General features: G+C 56.8%; 11 protein-coding genes and 2 pseudogenes. 9 read left to right on the top strand and 4 right to left on the bottom strand.

Annotated features, from left to right (window positions below; genetic code table 11):
• The first annotated feature begins 136 nt into the window (after nt 1–136).
• From FJ946_RS28810 to FJ946_RS28825, 4 genes are read left to right on the top strand one after another with little or no spacing between them, the layout of a single operon-like run.
• The gene (locus FJ946_RS28810; RefSeq protein WP_140567768.1) at nt 137–2,866 is read left to right on the top strand and encodes an SNF2-related protein; all 2,730 of its coding nucleotides are present in this window, start codon (nt 137–139) and stop codon (nt 2,864–2,866) included.
• A gap of 5 nt (nt 2,867–2,871) precedes the next feature.
• Nucleotides 2,872–4,221 (top strand): hypothetical protein, encoded by a 1,350-nt coding sequence (locus FJ946_RS28815; protein ID WP_140567771.1) that lies wholly within the window; start codon nt 2,872–2,874, stop codon nt 4,219–4,221.
• Complete coding sequence (locus FJ946_RS28820; RefSeq protein ID WP_140567774.1) at nt 4,199–5,875, top strand: site-specific DNA-methyltransferase; 1,677 nt, start codon at nt 4,199–4,201, stop codon at nt 5,873–5,875. Before FJ946_RS28815 ends, FJ946_RS28820 begins: the two co-directional genes overlap by 23 nt.
• Nucleotide 5,876: 1 nt before the next feature.
• Nucleotides 5,877–8,555: a DEAD/DEAH box helicase family protein gene (locus FJ946_RS28825; RefSeq protein WP_140567776.1), complete on the top strand. Its 2,679-nt coding sequence runs from the start codon at nt 5,877–5,879 to the stop codon at nt 8,553–8,555.
• Between the two features lie 174 nt (nt 8,556–8,729).
• On the opposite strand, the gene FJ946_RS28830 is transcribed toward FJ946_RS28825, so the two are convergent.
• Nucleotides 8,730–9,890, bottom strand: a complete 1,161-nt coding sequence (locus FJ946_RS28830; protein WP_140567779.1) for a hypothetical protein — start codon at nt 9,888–9,890, stop codon at nt 8,730–8,732.
• Nucleotides 9,891–10,106: 216 nt separating this feature from the next.
• Here FJ946_RS28830 and FJ946_RS28835 point away from each other — a divergent pair, with 216 nt between their 5' ends.
• The gene (locus FJ946_RS28835) at nt 10,107–10,583 is read left to right on the top strand and encodes a helix-turn-helix transcriptional regulator (protein ID WP_140567782.1); all 477 of its coding nucleotides are present in this window, start codon (nt 10,107–10,109) and stop codon (nt 10,581–10,583) included.
• Here FJ946_RS28835 and FJ946_RS28840 read toward each other — a convergent pair.
• Complete coding sequence (locus FJ946_RS28840; RefSeq protein ID WP_181167611.1) at nt 10,573–12,270, bottom strand: AAA family ATPase; 1,698 nt, start codon at nt 12,268–12,270, stop codon at nt 10,573–10,575. The genes FJ946_RS28835 and FJ946_RS28840 overlap by 11 nt on opposite strands.
• Before the next feature lie 1,465 nt (nt 12,271–13,735).
• Here FJ946_RS28840 and FJ946_RS28845 point away from each other — a divergent pair.
• The 3 genes from FJ946_RS28845 to FJ946_RS28855 all read left to right on the top strand — a co-directional run bounded on the left by FJ946_RS28845 (nt 13,736) and on the right by FJ946_RS28855 (nt 15,765).
• Nucleotides 13,736–14,365 (top strand): hypothetical protein, encoded by a 630-nt coding sequence (locus tag FJ946_RS28845; RefSeq protein WP_140567787.1) that lies wholly within the window; start codon nt 13,736–13,738, stop codon nt 14,363–14,365.
• Nucleotides 14,366–14,869: 504 nt separating this feature from the next.
• On the top strand, nt 14,870–15,397 hold the full coding sequence (locus FJ946_RS28850; protein WP_140567790.1) for a hypothetical protein: 528 nt from the start codon (nt 14,870–14,872) through the stop codon (nt 15,395–15,397).
• Nucleotides 15,398–15,495: 98 nt separating this feature from the next.
• Nucleotides 15,496–15,765, top strand: coding sequence for a hypothetical protein (locus tag FJ946_RS28855; protein ID WP_140567793.1), 270 nt, complete (start codon nt 15,496–15,498; stop codon nt 15,763–15,765).
• 322 nt (nt 15,766–16,087) lie between these two features.
• Here the strand turns inward: FJ946_RS28855 and FJ946_RS28860 are convergent.
• A pseudogene (locus tag FJ946_RS28860) lies at nt 16,088–16,861 on the bottom strand (NYN domain-containing protein).
• 173 nt (nt 16,862–17,034) lie between these two features.
• On the bottom strand, nt 17,035–18,279 hold the full coding sequence (locus FJ946_RS28865; RefSeq protein ID WP_246673024.1) for a PAN domain-containing protein: 1,245 nt from the start codon (nt 18,277–18,279) through the stop codon (nt 17,035–17,037).
• 272 nt (nt 18,280–18,551) lie between these two features.
• On the opposite strand from FJ946_RS28865, the pseudogene FJ946_RS28870 reads away from it, so the two are divergent.
• Nucleotides 18,552–18,803 (top strand): annotated as a pseudogene (locus tag FJ946_RS28870) (damage-inducible protein); the annotation flags it as partial.
• Between the last annotated feature and the right edge of the window lie 77 nt (nt 18,804–18,880).

An 18,880-nucleotide genomic window follows, 5' to 3' on the forward strand; every position in this document is an offset into this window, starting at 1 on the left:
TTTCGAGTGAAATCAATTTGGGGGAATTTTGGGTTCTTACGCACGAGTTCAGGGTCACTATCACAGCCATCGCATAACTTTAGATGGCTTTGAGCAGGACGCATTCACACGGTCTCTGACGGCGGCGCGGGTCGAAATGAATCCGCATCAGGTGGAAGCCTCCTTGTTCGCTTTGAAGTCACCGCTCTCGAAAGGCGTTCTTCTTGCTGACGAAGTGGGCCTCGGCAAAACGATCGAAGCTAGTCTCGTCATGGGCCAGAAATGGGCTGAGCAGAAACGCCGCATCCTTCTGATTGTCCCGGCCTCGCTGCGCAAGCAGTGGGAACAGGAGCTGCGCGAGAAGTTTTCGCTACCGGCAACGATTTTGGAGTCAGCTACCTACAAGATCTTGAAAAAGGAAGGGCGCGCCAAGCCGTTCCGTGATGCTCCCGGAATCATCATCTCGAGTTACGAGTTCGCGGCGCGTTGTTCCGATGAACTCGCCTTGACCAAGTGGGACCTAGTGGTGTTCGACGAGGCACATCGGTTGCGCAACGTCTACAAACCGGGTGCTCTCCGGTCGAAGCTCCTGAAAGACGCCTTGAAGGAGCCATTCAAGGTGTTGCTTACGGCCACCCCGCTACAGAACTCCCTTATGGAACTTTTCGGCATTGTGTCGATGATTGACGACAATCATTTCGGCGGTGAGGAAGCTTTCAAGACTCTCTACACAGGGGCTCGTGCCACGCCGGCATCCCTTGAGGCGCTGCGCGAGCGCCTCATACCGGTCTGCTACCGCACGCTGCGCCGGCAGGTTCAAGAGGCCGGTCACATCAACTTCACCAAGCGGAATGCGGTCGTCTTCGATTTTGAACCGCCCAGCCTCGAGGTGCAACTCTACGAAAAGGTGTCAACCTTCCTGCAACGTAAGGACACCATCTCCTACGGCGACCGCGCCAACCAACTCGTGGTGCTTCAGGTCCGTAAGATCCTCGGGTCATCGACTTTTGCCGTCACCGGCTACCTCCGATCTCTGATCGAACGTTTAGAAAAACGCCAACGCGTCGACGAGACCGTTACCGACGACATCGAGACGATCGCGGAGATCGCTGAGGAACTTGAGGACAAGGAGGAGGCTGAAGAACAAGTCATTGACGCAGCCTTGTTGGCAGTCGAGTTGGACGAGCTGAAGTCTTTCCTGGCCCTAGCCGAGTCGATTGGCCAGAACGCGAAGGGCGAAAAGCTCCTTACGCAGCTTCCCGGCATCCTCGATGCGATCTCAGGCAAAGGAGGCCAGCGCAAAGCCGTAATCTTCACGGAAAGCGTTCGCACACAGAAGTATCTGAGCGAGCTGTTGGCCGCTAATGGCTACAACGGCCAGATCGCGCTTCTGAACGGGTCGAACAGCGATCCCGTCAGCAAGTCTCTTTACCAGGCTTGGCGGGAAGAACACGCCGGCACTGACAGGGTATCCGGCTCGCGGACCGCCGATATGAAGGCGGCGATTGTCGATGCCTTCCGCAGCAAGGACAAGACGATCCTCATCGCAACAGAAAGCGGTGCCGAGGGCATCAACCTACAATTCTGCTCGCTCGTGATCAACTTCGATCTCCCATGGAATCCGCAGCGCGTCGAACAGCGCATTGGTCGCTGCCATCGCTATGGTCAAAAAATCGACGTCACAGTGGTCAATATGCTGAACCGAAAGAATCAAGCCGAGCAGCGGATCTACGAACTGCTCGACCAGAAATTCAAACTATTCAGTGGCGTGTTCGGATCAAGCGACGAGGTTCTCGGCACCATCGAACGCGGTGTCGACTTCGAGCAGCGCGTCCTGGGTATCGTCCAGTCTAGCCGGACCGAGGCCGAAATTGTTCAGCAGTTCGACGCCCTGACAGCCACGCTGCAGGATCGCATCGATTCGGACATGCAGTCGGCCCGCGCGAAGGTTTTGGAGCATCTCGATCAAGATGTCGTCGCTCGGCTGAAGGGTCGCAAAGGCGAACTCGATAACGCCGTGAATGATTTCACACGGCGCCTCATCATCGTGGCCCAAGCCGAGTTGCCAGGCGCCAGGTTCCACCACGACGCAATCTTCAGGTTCGACTACGAAGGCAAGACCTGGACGACAAAGTGGCCTGACGCCGATGACCACGACTGGCAGTTCTTTCGGCTCTCAGACGGGAATCTCGCGACGGAGATTGTCGAAAAGGCAAAGGCGCGAGGTGAGCCGTCGAGCCCGACATCGGTGCTTTTCAACCCGGCGGACTATGCGTTTCCCGGACAACTCGCCGACGTCAAAAATCTTTCAGGCAAGTCAGGTCTGCTGCGCGTCTCCAAGGCTCAGGTTCGAACGCGCAACTCGGCACGAGAGGAGCTCCTGCTCTCATGTGTGACGGATGACGGAGTATCGATCCCTCCAGAAACAGCCGACCGCATGCTCATGGTTCCGTCAAGGGCTCAAGAACTGCGAGACCCCATTGAGGCTTCGGGCCTACAGGGCATCGAAGACGAACAGTTTTCGGCTTTCTCGGATCGAGTGAAGAAACAGAACTTCCGCTGGCTTGAGGAAGAGGAAACTCGGCTGGACAACTACGCCAAGGACATCGAAATCGAGTTAGATGCGCAAATCGGCGTGCTCGACGCCGAGATCAAGGTGCTGCGCAAGGAGCGCCGTTCGCCGGATGCCTCGATGGAGCAGAAACTCGACCTCGGACGCAAAATAAAGAAGCTAGAAGGCCAGATGGATGACCTCAAACTTTCCAAACATGAGCGGCGCCGCGAGGTGCGAAAACAAGTGTCCGACATGCTCGACGACGTGGCCGAGAGCTTGAACCAGCAACCGCAGAAGAACCTGCTTTTCACTATTCGCTGGTCGGTCGCGTAGCTAACATGAGAAGGGCGCCGAGCTCGAGTTACGGTGAGTTCGCCAGCCTGCCGATTGCTTGCGATTTGGATCTTGATTCTTTTTCAGGCCCGGCCTGGGAGGTCCGGTCGCTTCGTTATCGTTCGGGCTGGCTAATGGTGTCGCGGGCTACGATGGAAACGTCATTCAGCTCTTGGACTGCTCCTTTAATCGCCTGTATCGACGACGATGGTGAGTCAGTCTCACCATGGCTAACCGCTAAGTTCTTTGAATTAGGGTGCTCACTTCCAAGAGATCCCGAAGACTCCCCACCAGTTGAACTCGAATGGGCGTCTGAAGCGCTCTATTGGGATTTCTTAGGTGCGTGCGATCTTGAGCATTTGTCTATGTTTGAACAGTGCGAAGTTGATCTCGATCGCGCTGCTCTAAGGCTGGAGGACCGTGGCCGAAACAGTCTTGAAGAGGTCGACGATTACATCGGCAACCTTCGGCGTTGGCTGCGGGTCGAGCCTCGTGATGGAGAGCAAAAGGCGCGGGTGAGTGCTCAGATTGATCTGCTCGAACGAAAGCAGATGGATGCTCAGCGGTGGATGCTAGCTAGGGTGATGAAAATTCGAGAGGCCCGGGACAGTTTTGAGGCAGAGGTTATGGACGCTCTCTGTTGCCATGGAGAAATCGAGCATCTCTATACGATGCATTGGAACGTCCGGCATGGCCGAGATGTCCGGGATCCGGCGCCGCGGTCGACACTGTCTTTTCTTTCACCGACCGACCACATTCGCCAGGTTCATATTGACCGTGATGTCCGTGCCCATAGGCGGGTGCGTTGGCGATCACAGGATGCCAGTGACACGATTGGAAGCAGACATTTGGATCGCATTCCGTTCGAAGAACGACGGGACGAGAAATTGGCCGCGATCGTCAGAAGTGCCAAAGTTATCTTGGGAGAAGCCATGCCGGGTGAGATTGTCGACGATGTTCGCGCCAAACCAGCACGCGACGGCGATTCTGCGGGTCGTTCACCACTGATCAGCATGCATCCAGAAAACCGCAATCCGGAGGAATTCCTCGCAGAAATGGAACGGAAACGCGCAATTGCGTTGAGACATCGCGAACGAAGCCGCCGCCAAGCAGAATTGAGAAAGACTCGGCTTGCCGACGAGCTGAAAATGGCAATGGCGGTAGGGACGGCCCAATCGCCAGTCCAAGCCGCGCCTGACGGGCAAGTCAGATCCCAGCTGTCGGCAATCCATTCTTCCCCGGATGAACGAGAGGATTTGCTTGCGCGTCGGCGTCCACAGGACGAGGAAGAGCACGTCTCCCCACCCGCAAATGTCAAACAGATTGAGTGCAATGTCGAAGAAACAGAAGCTTGAACTGACCTGGATCGGCAAGGACGAGCGGCACAAGCTTGAGCCGCGCATCCTGATCGAAGATTCGTCGCTGTCGCATCACGCGACAGCGCGTAGGTCAGAGTCCGACATTTTCGACAACATGCTGATTCATGGCGACAACCTGCTGGCCCTGAAGGCGCTGGAAGCGGATTTCGCGGGCAAGGTTAAATGCGTCTTCATTGATCCGCCCTACAACACCGGCAGCGCTTTTACGCACTATGATGATGGACTGGAGCACTCGCTGTGGCTCAGCCTGATGCGCGATCGCTTGGAGATGATGCGGACTCTGCTCTCCGACGACGGCTCACTATGGATCACCATCGACGACAACGAAGCGCACTACCTCAAGGTTCTTTGCGACGAGGTGTTTGGAAGGGCGAACTTCGTCGCAAACGTAGTGTGGGAAAAAGCTGACTCACCTCGAAATTCAGCGCGGCTGTTCTCCACCGATCACGATCATATTCTGATATTTTCGAAAAATGCATCTTGGACTCCGCGGAAACTTGCTCGGACAGACGAAGCAAACTCCATCTACTCAAATCCCGACAACGATCCGCGAGGAGATTGGCTACCGGGTGACCCATACGCGAACAAGCCCTATTCGAAAGGCCTATACTCGATCGTAGGCCCAACTGGACGAACTTTCACGCCACCAGCGGGCCGATTTTGGAGGATCTCTCAGGAAAAACTTCATCAGCTGGACCAGGATGGCAGAATTTGGTGGGGTCCGACGGGCAACGCCCGGCCGAGCATAAAAAAATATGTAGATGAGGTGGGGGATCTTGTTCCGAGAACGCTGTGGAAGAAAGAGGCTGTAGGAAGCAATAGGACGTCGAAGAACGAGTCTCGAAGTCTGTTCCCTGGGGATGTGTCATTTGAAACCCCCAAACCGGAACGCCTTATTCAGCGTATTCTTGATATTGCCACCAATCCTGGTGACCTTGTCCTTGATTCATTCGCCGGCTCGGGCACAACCGGCGCAGTCGCGCACAAGATGGGCCGGCGGTGGATAATGGTCGAACTCGGCAATCACGCCGAGACGCACGTCGTGCCACGCTTGAGAAAGGTAATCGACGACGACGATTCCGGCGGTATCACTGAAACGGTCGGTTGGAAGGGTGGCGGTGGGTTCCGTTTCTACCGGCTCGCCCCCTCACTTCTCATCCACGACAAATATGGCAACTGGGTCATCGCCAAGGACTACAACGCGGCAATGCTCGCCGAGGCGCTGTGCAAGCACATGAGTTTCACCTACGCGCCTTCTCAGAACGCCGACGAATATTGGAACCACGGCTTCTCGACCGAGACCGACTTCATCTACGTCACTACGCAGAACCTGACGCATGATGCCTGCCGGAAGATTTCCGAGGACGTTGGACCAGACCGTTCGCTGCTGATCTGCTGCAAGGCGTTCAATGCGAATCCGGACTCCTTTGAAAATCTGACGCTGGTGAAGATCCCGACCGCGATCTTGTCGAGATGCGAATGGGGCCGCGACGACTATTCGCTGAACATTCAAAACCTGCCGCTTGCACTGGACGAGCCGGAGGAGCCACGGGCGCCCGGACGCTCCTCTCGCAAGAAAGATTCAGGCCTGCCGCTTTTCAACCTCAGCGCCGACGAAGGCGAGGCCTGAGATGAGCGAGGACCGCATTCGCCGCCAGATCGCGCAACGCTTGTCGCTGCGCGCAGCACAGGAGCAGTCGCTCGACATCTTGGCCGACATCGTCGGCCGCATTGGCCTGGCAAAGGGCGATGACTCGGCCGCGGCACTCGATGCAATACAGGCGGCTTATCCTTCCGTGCAGGATTTCGAGCGCGACTTTCCCTCGCTCTGCTTTGCTATCGCCACCGGTGTAGGCAAGACCCGCCTGATGGGCGCGTTTATTGCTTGGCTCTACCTCGCCGGCCACTCGAAGAATTTTTTTGTGCTGGCTCCCAACACGACGATCTACGACAAGTTGGTCGCGGATTTCTCGAAACAGGCATCGTCGAAATATGTTTTTCGCGGCATCGCCCAGTTTGCCCAAACACCACCTGTCATAGTCACCGGCGATACTTGGGAAGAGGGGCGGGGCGTGCGCGGCTCAGACCTCTTTGGCAGTGAGGCCATCGTCAACATCTTCAACGTCGACAAGATCAACAAGGACAAGGGGCGCATTCGCACAATGCGCGAGACCATCGGCGAATCCTATTTCGACTATCTGGCGGCACTCCCCGATCTTGTCCTGCTGATGGACGAAGCCCACCGCTATCGTGCAAGTGCCGGCATGAGGGCAGTAAACGAATTGAAGCCGGCGCTCGGCCTCGAACTGACGGCAACGCCGAAATCCGTCGGCGCCAAGTCGACCGCGTTTCGCAATGTCGTCTTCGAATATGGGCTCGGCAACGCCATGGCCGACGGGATGGTGAAAGAGCCTGCCGTGGCGACGCGGGCGGACTTCAACCGAGCTGATTTCAACGACCACCAACTCGAGCTCATAATGCTCGAAGACGGCATTCACTATCATGAACATGTGAAGGTCGAACTCGACCTTTACGCCCGTCAATCAGGCCGGAACCGGGTGCATCCCTTCGTGCTGGTCGTCGCCCAGGATACGACCCATGCGAGCGCGCTACGCGCGCGGATCGAAAGCGATGAGTTCTTCAAGGGCGCCTACAAGGGCCGTGTCGCAGAGGTTCATTCAAATCTGCGGGGTGATGAAAGCGATGAGGCAATCCAGCGCCTAGTCGGGCTGGAGACCGATAATCTCACCGAGATCGTCATCCATGTGAACAAACTCAAGGAAGGGTGGGACGTCAACAACCTCTACACGATCATCCCACTTCGCGCGTCTGCTTCCGACATTCTAACTGAGCAAACGCTCGGTCGCGGACTTCGCCTGCCCTACGGCGAGCGCACTGGCATCGAGTCGGTCGATACGCTGACCGTGATTGCACATGGCCGCTTCGATGAGGTGATCAAGCGCGCAAGGGAAGCTGACTCGCTTGTGCAGATCAAGACGCTGACGATCGGCAAAGGTGGGGACGTTCCGGCTGAAACCGAACGAGTGATAGATATTCCTGTCTCGTTCGAGGCAGCCCTGCTCGGCAGCGGCTCTGCGTTCCAAGGAATGCAGGAATCAGCTGCCATCTTCGACCACTTCGATGATCGTAAGGTCGTTGAGTCCGCGCTCGATTTCATAACCCGCAAATATGAGCGGCAGCTCAAGGGGGGCGTTCAGGAGCTTTTGACGCCGGAAGTGCGAAAGGAACTCGCCGCAGACATCAGACGCGCCCTACAGCCTGCCCAGAGCTCGCTGGAGGGCATAGTCGCTCAGCCGAGAGTCGAGGAGATCGTCGGTATCGTCACTGCCAGCGTTGCGGAGAATACGATTGATATTCCTGAGATCGTCGTCATCCCGAGCCGGGAGGTAAATTTCTGGTTCGACGCCTTCGATCTGACGGGCCTGCAGACAATTCGATATCAGCCGCTGTCCGATCGGATCCTGATCCGGAACCTACGGGACCAAAACCAGCGCGAACTAGCCCGATCGATCTCCGGACCGAAAGAAGACCTGGTCGAAAACTATATCGTCAAGCACCTGATCGACTACGATCAGGTCGACTATGACTCACAATCCGACCTTCTCTATAAGACCGCCGGTCAAGCCGTGTCGCATCTGCGAACCTATCTTGCGACAGAGGACGATGTGGAGAATGTCGCGCTCGCACATGGAAAGGCGATTGCAGAGTTCATCTTTGCGCAGATGAAGGGCCACTATCGCGAGACGCCGGCCGACTACCAAGCAAAGCTTGTCAGGTCGTTTCGGTCGCTGAAACCGTTGAGCATCAGCATAACCAGCATCGCGAAGATGCTCGACATAACGTCAGCCGCAAAGCCGCTATCGGACACCAGAAGCTACGTCTTCAAGGGCACACGCAAGAGCCCATACAACTTTCATAGATTCCAGTCTGATACGGAGCGCCGCTTCGCCGCCCTGATCGACAGCGAATTCGAGAAAGACGTGCTGCGCTGGGTGAAGCCAGGCCCTGGTCAATTCCAGATCGAGTATCGATCAGGCAAGGCTTATGAGCCGGATTTCGTCATTGAGCTGTCGGCGCAGAAATTAATCGTCGAGATCAAAGCCGACGGTGAGATGGGCGATCAGACAGTCCAGGAGAAATCTCGCGCGGCCTGTGAATGGGTGAAGCACGCCAATCAGATGTCGACCGACACAGCATCGAAGTCTTGGGGCTACGCGATCGTGCCGGAAAGCGCGGTCATCGAGAGCGCGACCTTTTCCGGACTGATGGCGAAGCACAGGCTGGCCTGATAAACGCCGGAACCCGCCGGTAGTCGCGATTCCGATTTGGCAGGTTTTTCCCACCAGAAACTCTGGCTATCAGCGTATCCAGATGTGAGCAGCTGCTTTCGGCGGATGGGCTCGATCCAACCAGGGCTACCGCGACCTAATAACTTGGTCTGTATAGACCCACTTCCAGCAGCCTCACCCACCCCTCCTGTGCCTCAGCTTCTCCAGGGCTATCGCCGCCCGCCCATTGAGATCCTCGTAGGCGAGGAAGCTACCTGAAGAGCCGGTGCCGAGCCTGGTCAGGGGACGGATCTTCTGCCTCTTAGCTCGCAGGAACTGCTTGAGAGCCGGCCTCGCTGCCTGCCTGAACGACCGTCTCGCGCCCTCCATGGCAATCATACCGACGATGCCGGCGTTGAGGAACCTTTTCCAGCGGTCGACCTCAAGCGCCTTGCGGGCAGGGTGCCTTCTGGCGAAGTCGCTCTCGAAGGTCGGCACCATGAACTGGAAGTAGCGGCCTTGAAGCTTGGCGAAGTTGAATCGTTGCAGGCCATGGATGTGGTCGACCCCAAGGTCGATCAGTTCCTGTCGATCCAGGGTCACCTCGATCCTCGCTCGGTGCTCGCTGACGGGTAGCTCGTCCCAGGTTCCAGCTTCGATGTTCTGGTTGTCGATTGTCTTTCCCATCACACGCCACCTGACGTGTCCATTTTGCCTGCCTACGTAGAACGTCGCATCGATCGGAGCAGGTTGGTCAGCGTCTGAAGACATCAGGCTATTTGTTGCCATCAAATAATTCGGCTTTTCCCGGCTCCACAAGAAGCGCGGTCTGTCGAGACCAAAAGTCATGAAATCCCGGTCCGGAAACAGATGCCGCGCCAGGACGCCGACCATCCTCCCAGTCTTGTCGGCTGAGGGAGTGAGGGGTTTGAAATCCACGCTGATCTCGATTGAACGAATTACCCCGTGCATCTGCAGGTTAAATTTCTTGTCCAGCTCGTCTTCGCACTTGGCTAGCAGCTTCAGCTGCGGTTCTTGGAAGCGTATTCGAAACGTGGTGCTGACGTTTCCAGGTTCCGGATCAATCGGCTCTACGTGGGGCGTGCGCCCGATGATGGGCTCGACCACTGCTTGGACGAACTGAAACTGCGTCGAGCGCTCGAACCAGAAGTCGATGTCGACCCAGTCAATGACCGCTCGGCACGTGTAGTCCCCTAGATCGATCACCGGGTGAACAACCGTCTTGCCGGCCAACCGCCGCTGGGTCGCTGTCGTTGGAGTTGCGCTGTATTCCAGCACGACCTGGCGCGTCGGGTCTTTGATCCCCGTAAGGACGACGTTGGTCGAGTAGTTCATCTGTGGCGGCCACCCATCGAGCGGCCGATCGACCACACCGGAGGCCCATTATCCGAGTCGTAATGGCGACGCGACGTGTCGCGCGAATTTGAGCACTTCAGATCGGCGACTTGGGTAACCATGCATGAATGTCAGTTGCTGACGGGAGTTGAACTTCCCCTAGCATTCGTTGATATATCTAAAGCAATATCAATGAGTTATAGAAGGAGCAAACACATGAAAAGCCATACCAGCGGCACATCCCACAAATCCGAGATTGCGAAATTTTTGGACAAGCGCATCTACGAATTGAGCCACCGTAAGAGCCAACGGGACATAGCCAGAGAGATCGGTTTTGTGAACGACAACGTTATAGCGATGCTCAAGAGCGGGAGAACTAAGGTGCCGCTTCATCGCGTCGTGAGCATCGCCAAGGCGCTAGAGACCGATCCTCGAAAGCTTTTTATCTTGGCGCTGACGCAGGATGGCAATGAAAAAGACCGGACGGCTTTTCAGCAAATCGTGGGTGAGTTCTCAGAAAACGAGCAGGAGATCATTGGTGCGATCCGCAAATCGTCAAACGGAACCGATCCGAAGTTATCGGTCGTGTTTGGAAAGATCCTACGCGCCCTCTTTGATGGCGGGCAGCACGAAGACAGCGGAATGAGGTTGAAAAGCCAAGTCGATACCCGATCACTGTGCGCTAAATCTTGATCGCAGGGTCTATCCAAGCGGCTACGCTGGCCAGGGTCGTCTTGAACTCAGGATGATTGGCTGCCCATGCGTCGTCAGAGAGCTTGCCCATGACGACCTCGGGCGTAGCTTTGCCTGTAGCTACCCCGAAGCAGGTCTCGAGATCACCCGGCCACATCAGCTGCAAGTCGGCTTCGCCGCGGTGCTTCTCGATGTTGTTGCGAACCTTCTCGGTCATCGGCTTCACCGTCCCATCTGGCTGCAGATCCTCGTCGGTCAGCGCGCACCAGCGGATACCTAGTTGGCTAGATATTTGCGCAAAGGCGGGGATTGATCCCACGCTGCCGCACTGGGTGATGCTGACCGACCGCCCGTCGTAATCCACGTTGGACTTGTCAAAGCCGAGGCGTGTAGCGAAACCATCATCTTTGCCTTCGCAGAAGACAGCACAGTTGCCGAACAAGAAATCGTGGGCGCCGCGCTCGTCGAGCTTCGACTGCAGCTTTGCCTCAAGATCGATCCGGTCGGTGTGAACGGTGCCCTCGCTGACCTGGCCTTCCTTACGGACCAGCCGAGTGATGACCTGTTTCTCGTCGAAGCTGATGAGCTCTGGCGAGTGCGTGCTGATAACGATCGTCCAACCCTTTGATGCGAGTTCGCCTAACACCTTCCGAATTCGGCGCCGTAGATGAGGATGGAGATGCGTCTCCGGTTCCTCCAGCAGCAAGACCACGCGCTCGCGCATTAGCTCTTTGTATTCGGCCAACGCCTCGAGGGCGGCCAGCCGGATCACCGCTTGCCAGCCGTCGCCCATGCTGCGAAGCGGCGTCGGCGCGCTGTCAGGGTCGGTGGCCAGGGAGACGGCGAGCTGCTGCGCTAGCCATTCCTCGATCACCTGGGTGCTCGGCTTTAGATCAATCTGGGCGTGGGAACCGACGTAACGACCGAAGATCCGCTCGAGAGTGGGCTTCATGTCATCTACCCAGAATGGGAATGCCTCCACCGCCCGCCTGAAGAAACCGTAGGCGTTCTGAAGGGAAGCCGGCATCTCGCGCTGGCCCCCCGGAACTTTGAGCGTCCACTTGTCGACAAGGAAGCGCTGGGCCAGCAGCCGCGACAACTTCTGGATTGGCCCGGTCTTCCAGACGTATAAGGACGCCTCGATGTTCTGCGGCCGGAAGAACCAGACCTCAGGCACATGCTCGTAGATATCGTCAATACGTGCGTTCACGGGTCGATAGTCGACGCCATGATCCGAAAACCGCTTCTTATCCGCCCCGGCCAGCGGCGACCTGGTAGAGATCACGATGGGCTTTAGGTCAGCATCAAGCAGCGTGCGGCTGTGGCTAATCCGGCCTCCCTTGGTGATCTTGCCCTTCACCTGGACGCCATGCACCACGAAGACCTTGCCGACGCCGTGGACGGCCGGATAGCCCTCGTCCCGATCGGCCTCGAAATGGACCTGCACCGTGAAGTCTGTCGCGCGGGTCCCATTCCGGTCGCTATAGAAGTCGGTCTCCTCAGGTGACCACTGATAGAAAGCGGCACTGTTTAGCGCGAGCGCTATCGCGTTGAGGATGGTGGATTTGCCCGCGTTGTTCGAACCAATAAGCACTGATGGAAATTTATCGCGTAGCTCCATCTGCAGATCGGCGATCCCGCGGAAGTTCTTTATGACGAGCTTGGAGAGCTTGTAGTCGATTGCCATGCGACTCGGTCCCGACGCTGTTTTCGGTCCGGACACTCTATTCAGAGTCGCACCCGCCGTATCCACACCCATGAACATGAATCTCAGGGGTTGTTGGGGTAATCCGCGTAGATCAGCTTATGCAGGCGAGAAGCGCTGCCTAGACTGATGGCGACATTCCGCCCATCCGAGCAATTGCCGGCAGCAAGCTGATTTTGCACTATTACCATCAACCTCGAGCGCGGACCTGCGAGCATGGGCGCATGTTCGGTCAGTCCGCTGCAGGCGCACGTGAGCGAGTGCACCGCCAAAGGCAATCGCGTGCCGGTTTTGGATGCCATGAGAGGAAGCTGGCTAGACTCGCCTCAGTTTCGGGGAACCAATTGACTTTATTCGCTTGAGGGGATGCCCCATAGAGCGAAGTCCTAGGATCGCCTTGGACAGCGGTGGGGATGCCTCCTGTTGCGGCAGACAAAATTCCGACAATGCTCCACTTTCAGTGGGAGGGCAGTCCGGGAGGTCGGGCCCGAAACCGCATGTCCTGGGCGATGAACGCTGAGGTCCGGTCTCTTTTTTAGGAGAATTTGAAGGAGCGGGAAGTTGACAATGTCAACTTGGCGACTCGATATCGACAGTTCGCGGCCTAATTCCGTCAAGCAGAATGTAATGCGTTCTCTTAAACCGTAAGAGCGCGCCTGACGCTAAGTTTACACTAAGTTGACTGCCAGACCCTCAAAACCACTTTTTGAGCACTACGTTGACAAACGCAACCTGAGACGACTTCCAAGGCTCGAACACCAAAACAGACAGCGAAGCTCATCAGACGCCGACAGCACCTACAGCGGAGCGGTGAGCGAGATACATCACGGAAGCTATCTGGCGGTCACCGCTGGTCGAACAGACATATGAACGCCAACAGCTTGACCAGCATCAGATTAATAGCACCGGCGTAGAGATCGAATTAGCTAAAGAGGCAGGGAAACGCACGCAGAGACCACCAAGCTGCCGAGACGTAGATCGTAGAGAGGCTGGTGCAGAGGTGGGATGTGATAGTGAATGCTGAGGTTCCTGGCTCTTCGCTTTCAATGATCGATTATTCGCGGCTGACTTCTCTGAGAGACCGCGGAGAGAAATCCAACTATCCGATGTCTTGGAATTGGTGAGTTTAGAAGCGAAAGGAACCGGGCGTCTAATCGCATGGTGTAGCGCCGGTGAGGCGCCTGTTAGCCGCGCTCGACCCACCAGCAGGGCCTCGCTACGATCGGTCACTCACTCATTTGAATAAGCTGTGTTTGCAGATGGAGAATTCAGGCGAAAGTCCGATTTTCTCGCCTGTCGCGCTAGACGTAGGCTTCGGCGGAGCCGGCAGTCTGCGTAACGCCAATGATACGTCGGCTTTAAGCCGGCGACGGCCGGCGAGAATCCCGCTACAGAGTTCGCGCCGACGGCCGAAGCGTCCAGAAATGGCTGGTCGAGGGGAGGGACCATGACCGAAATCACCCTTGAGCAGATCGACCATGCGCTCCGAACGGTGGCCCTTCTAATGCAGGCGCAGGGTGAGCACGGCCTAGCCTATCTGCCGATCTTCGAACGCCTGGAGAGGGAGCGGGAGCAGATGTCGAGTCTGGACAATCGTCTGGCCATGGCCATCGCTCGTAGTTCTCGCCAGTCTGCCGGCCCGCCTGCAGGGGAGCACCCAATGGCTACCGCGCCAATTCTCTTTCGCGACTATCCGGCCTTCGAGGAAATGCTGGAGACGTCACACTATATCGAGGCGCAGTCTCGCTTTTTCAGAGACGCCCTGCGCGCTCATCGAGCGCTTGATCGAGACATCCTGAATTGGACTAAGCCGACGACTGGCAAGATCTCCCAATTGCTTAACTGGCTGCAAGGGCATCTTAATGAGCTCCACGGGAATGCGCGGCCGGAGTCTGACAACTACCGCTTGTTCGCGAGGGGTCTAGCAATGGACATACTCTTCAACCTCAAAGGTCTGCACCCCGACCCGCCGAGATCGACCTCTTCAAACCCTTGGGGCATTGTGCGAGACGAGGACGCCTACTGGCGCTGCGTAGCCATTTGCTCGGCTGCTTGGACGGTGGCGCCCGAGGCATAGGTGAGCGAAACGATCACAAATTGATCATTCAAATCCTAGGCACCTCTTGACGAGGATTGGTCCGCTACAGCACGTCGAGCGGCCACCACCTAGCTCATTCTGTTGGGCGTCACGGTGTTACGAAATACCGTTTAAGCTATTGATTTTATTAGAGCAAGACTGAGGTCCAAGGACTAGCCGATGTCTTGCACGTCAGGAGGTGTCGCAAGACTGCATCCGTCGCCGGCCGCCGAATTCACTCGCCACGCCGTCAGGGGTGCCCGCCAGAGCTGCGTCCTAGCGCGCAGCTCTCCAGTGAGCTCGCCTGCGACCTAGCTCAGAAGCCGGCGGACACCCTCGAAGTAGCGATCTAGCCAAAGAGCTATCTACTGATTCACCTAGTGCCGACGCGCTTCCAAGCACAATGGCGATTGGCCAAAAGCGGAGCTTTTCGCCGCATCTCCATTGACATAGTAACGGTCACTATGTTACCGGAACCGTGCCTGCCGCCGGAGAGATTCGATCGTGGTCCTGACGCCCGCCGAAAAACAGAAGCGCTACCGCGAACGCCAAAAGGCCGCCGAGCTAGCCGCGGCGAAGGCTACGCCAACGAACCCCAGCTATTTGAAGCGGCCATTCTCAGACTTCGTAGGGGATCGAGACTTTCCCTTTGATGCCAGCTTAGACGCTTACGGAGTCCATATTTCTGGTCCTGATTTTCTGAGAACTGAAATTCAGAAGTTCAAGTCCGAGTATGATCGCGACGAGCCGGTCACGGCGCTTGAACGTGCCGTAGGCATATTTTGCGCTTGCCTCGACGCCGCCGCCGAACTGTCGGTTCTTATCAATGAATACAAGCTTGCTGAGATAGCCAGGGCAATTGATGACGCCCTGGAGGCAAGTGCGAACCTGCCAAGGGGCGACGTGGAAGCGCTGAAGGAGTCGTTCGCGGAGATCGATCGTCTGAAGCTGATTCAGACCCAATTGAGGGCGCCAGCTCGCTACGTGTTTCCGTCAACACAGGTAAAGGCCGAGCGTCTCGACCAAGAATAGAAATTTCGCCGGAGTGATCTTCGATTGCAGCCGATCTCACTCCGGCGATGTAGCGAACGGCAGGGGCATTTCCTGCCGATTACAAGGAAACCCGTAGCGTGACCGATACCGTTGATCAATTTAGCGATGAGCTCAAATTCGCCGAAGCTTTGCTAGCGCACGTCACAGCTATCCGACGCCACTCTAGCGCTCAGCTTCGGCACTGCAGTCCTATGCGAGGACATGCGGAAGCCATACACTCCCTCGTCGCCGCGGCCCAAGAGAAAATGTCTTCCTTTGACCTTGAGGTGCTTGAGCGATTGATCGCCGAAGTTAACAGCCTGGAAGATCTGCCTGTGCTGGGGTTGCTTAAAAACACTGGATGGTAGGTGCTTCAATGCAGCTTCCGGAGGATCAATCGAACTCCGCCGAAAAACTTCGGTTGAAGAAGCGCATAGAAACAATGCCACGAGTGGAGCTTCAGATACGAGTGATCTTCCTGGAAGGCTACATCAATGGCTTGGCAAGCTCGCCCGGTCTCGTCTACCTGATCGGGTGCAGATCAACAATACAAGGGGGCGGATTAGGCCGCGCCCTGGTTTTACTCCAGGCACGTCAGGGATGGCAGACAGAGAGCACCGATATGTGCCGCGGTCTCGTGCAGCGGTTAGGTGCCCAAGTTTCTTCGGGGACCTCGCTCGCGATACGTCGCTAACAGTGACCAGAACCTCGCCCGACGTCAGGCGATCGAAGTCTGTCCGAAGAGGCGGGCTTCAAGCGCACACGAGGGTGGCCTGTCTCTGACTGGCTCACATCCAATGTTTCAATCTTGCGGACAAGATCACTGAGCTTTTTGGAACCGTAGGTTCGTGGGTCAAAATCGGGTGCAAGATTGGCGAGGAGGTTTCCAAGCTGTCCGAGAGAGATCCACCCGTCCTCTCCTTCATTCTCGGACATGATCCTTTTGAGGATGCGCGAAGCATGCGCCAGTGTCTCCAAAGGCTTCGTGTCCCCAGCCTTGGCGCCTGCAGTGGTCGTCTCAAGAAGGAGGTTCTCTGTATAGATGAACCGTCGGCAAGCCTGCCGGAAGCTCTCCGGCGTTTTCTGCTCACCGAATCCGAAGACATCCACGCCATGCTCGCGAATTCGTGCTGCGAGGCGCGTGAAGTCGCTGTCGGACGACACCAGGCAGAAGCCGTCGAACCGGCCGCTATGGAGCAAATCCATGGCGTCGATCACCAGGGTGATATCAGACGCATTCTTCCCGGTCGTTTATGCGAACTGCTGCTGGGGGATGATGGCATGCTTGGATAGTATGTCGGCCCACGCTTTGGAGCGAGGGCTTGAGAAGTCACCGTATATCCGCCGGACGCTTGCCTCGCCTATTTTGGCGATCTCTTCAAACAGTCCATCGGCGATTTTCGCAGATGCGTTGTCGGCGTCGATCAAGACAGCCAAGCGAGCGGAGCGCTGTTCTGTGGGCATGGGGCCTCCAATTGGAATTCGGCGATGCTTGGCAATGCAAGCCCTCAGAGAGTGATATTGCCGGCACGATGCTTGGGAAAGATCCGGTAGGCAAGCCGTCAACGGCTATGCTCGGTTGTGATCGGAGCCACAGATGGACAGTAGTATTTTTCAATTGCAGGTCGAGCGAAATTTCACTCAAGGCTGATGATCGACGCAGGCGCAAAGGTCGACATCTTCTTGAGGCCGCTGATCATGCCGTCTGCATATCTCGGCGCGCCAACTGCGCCTTTTAGCCAGCATTGGCTCTTGCGCTTCATGTAGGTGAATCCAATGCAACGATCGTTTGCAACACAGGCCAATCTGCACTGCGACGCGCTTACGCTCCTTCCAAAGGGTCTCCGTGACAGATCTCCTCCAGGCAGGTCGACGTTCTCGAACAAGGCCGTCTTCGGGTCGATGATTCCCATCGAGAATGTATTAGGATCTGGGTCGGCGCTGCTGAGAAATTTCCCAGAGATTGCGGCCGAGTTGCCGTCGGCTCTACCTTGGCTGGCCTTCAGAAAGCAGTTTGCACCTGCCGTCACACGCGGGTCGACATTGAATGTGAATGCCTTGCACTGGCCGCCCATGGATAGACATGCCCTCGCGCAATGGGCAGCGTCGCTTGTTCGCTGAGAGCTGATGTCATCGCCGTAAAGGTCCAGGCCGGTAAAGACCGCCATTCGGGTCGGCCGGCGGGTGTAATCCTCGATCGAAGACAGCTTGGATAGCGGAGGGCCGTCGACCGTATTCGTCTTATCTCCTGTGGGCACCGAGGGAGGGGCCGTCGCCACTGAAGGCGGCTCCGAAGCTGCTGCTAGACGGGTTCCCTCGTTCGGGCCCGTGGTTTTCGGACTGTCTCGCCTCCGATCAAGCCCATAGCGTGCGACTTCGTCAGGAGTGAAGACATGCATATCCTTCGGAGGTGTCTTGAACATCGTCGTCAGGACCTCGACCGGCGTATCGAAACGATTAAGAACGTCAATGATATCCGCGATGGAAAGCTGAGCGCTGACAAGATCCGTAGAGTCAGATGAGATCTGATGGACGCCAAGCTCTCCTTCGACCTGGCGTTCGACACCAGCTAGGAAAACATATGCACACGCGGAATAGCAGCCTGCTCCCTTTGGGATGTAAGTGGCAAGCTTCTTTTCGTGCACGTCGTCAGCGATCAGAAGGGCCATCTGCACGACGCCACCAGGGCTGTTCAGAATGACCAGCTTAGCGTTGGGTGCGGCTTCCGCCGCGCGGCGGAAGTTAAGCGCAGCGCCGACATCGATCTCGCCGTTGAGGGAAATAATGTCCGAATGGGCGTCATCGACCGAAAATGGGCCAAACGACTGCACCGCAGCTTGAGCGGAGCACAACTGAACCGCCAACAACAAAGCGACCGGCATAATCCGGCTCATGCAATATGAAAACGATCGCACCACTTTCGCCCCCCAACGGCGAATTTTCGATATGAAGACACCGCACAGACCCAAGTAGCAAGGGCCAATTCAAGATCTCTTGAGTGGCGGTTAACACGGTCGTCAGAACGCTAATTGCGCTGGTGATCCGGCTGTCAATTTCGGTATGTCTCCGCCCCACCGACCGTGTCCTTGGGACGAGCGCACGATCTAGCTTGACCGAGGACCGAGGGTCCCGTCCCCACCAGCTTTGAACGTCGATCGTAGAAGCCCGGACGGTATTGCCCTTTGGTATTAGCGACCTTGACCGTCATTTGCTTGGAGGCGGCCTGGCACTCGGCGCGCTTCATGAGGTCGCTGGCGGCGGCAATGGTGCCGTCGATGGCGCCGCAGCAGCGCTCTTTGCGGCTGGGGTTGCGGCTAGGACGCATGCCAAGGTGCTCTGGTGTGTGACGCGGCAAGATTTGTTTGCGCCAGCTGTTGCCCAGGCTGGTCTTCATCCAGATCGAGTGAACGACGAAGAGTTCCAAGACTGGATGATGGAAGGCTATGACATCGCCGGCTACCTTAATCCGGGCCGCCCGTTGGG

It is taken from the genome of Mesorhizobium sp. B2-4-7 (genome assembly GCF_006442685.1).
GTDB lineage: Bacteria > Pseudomonadota > Alphaproteobacteria > Rhizobiales > Rhizobiaceae > Mesorhizobium.

Bases quoted from the DNA above. Each gene is read 5' to 3' on its own strand.
- FJ946_RS28830 (WP_140567779.1), bottom strand. From the start codon at position 9,890: ATGAACTACTCGACCAACGTCGTCCTTACGGGGATCAAAGACCCGACG.
- FJ946_RS28815 (WP_140567771.1), top strand. From the start codon at position 2,872: ATGAGAAGGGCGCCGAGCTCGAGTTACGGTGAGTTCGCCAGCCTGCCG.
- FJ946_RS28840 (WP_181167611.1), bottom strand. From the start codon at position 12,270: ATGGCAATCGACTACAAGCTCTCCAAGCTCGTCATAAAGAACTTCCGC.
- FJ946_RS28835 (WP_140567782.1), top strand. From the start codon at position 10,107: ATGAAAAGCCATACCAGCGGCACATCCCACAAATCCGAGATTGCGAAA.
- FJ946_RS28810 (WP_140567768.1), top strand. From the start codon at position 137: ATGAATCCGCATCAGGTGGAAGCCTCCTTGTTCGCTTTGAAGTCACCG.
- FJ946_RS28865 (WP_246673024.1), bottom strand. From the start codon at position 18,279: ATGCCGGTCGCTTTGTTGTTGGCGGTTCAGTTGTGCTCCGCTCAAGCT.
- FJ946_RS28820 (WP_140567774.1), top strand. From the start codon at position 4,199: ATGTCGAAGAAACAGAAGCTTGAACTGACCTGGATCGGCAAGGACGAG.
- FJ946_RS28845 (WP_140567787.1), top strand. From the start codon at position 13,736: ATGACCGAAATCACCCTTGAGCAGATCGACCATGCGCTCCGAACGGTG.
- FJ946_RS28825 (WP_140567776.1), top strand. From the start codon at position 5,877: ATGAGCGAGGACCGCATTCGCCGCCAGATCGCGCAACGCTTGTCGCTG.